The organism is Microbacterium sp. GbtcB4, from assembly GCF_019091465.1.
Taxonomy (GTDB): Bacteria; Actinomycetota; Actinomycetes; order Actinomycetales; family Microbacteriaceae; genus Microbacterium; species Microbacterium paraoxydans.
Genome location: NZ_JAGXJJ010000807.1, coordinates 1 through 229 on the forward strand (window position 1 = coordinate 1; position 229 = coordinate 229).

Here is a 229-nt window from a genome sequence, read left to right on the forward strand (position 1 = left end):
GAGCTGCGGGCCGACGACGATGACCGAACGGCCCGAGTAGTCGCCGCCCTTGCCGAGCAGGTTCTGGCGGAAGCGACCCTGCTTTCCCTGGGGCATGTCGCTCAGGGACTTCAGGGCGCGGTTGCCGGTACCGGTGACGGGGGGACCGCGGCGACCGTGGTCGAACAGCGCGGCGGCGGCCTCCGGCAGCATCCGCTTCTCGTTGTTGAGGATGGTCTCGGGGGCACCG

Annotated in this window: 1 protein-coding gene; it reads right to left on the bottom strand. The window is 70.7% G+C overall.

Annotated elements, in window-relative coordinates; all coding sequences use genetic code 11:
• Positions 1-229 (bottom strand): hypothetical protein (locus tag KVS71_RS19685; RefSeq protein ID WP_217585359.1); only part of this gene is annotated, 229 nt, incomplete at both ends.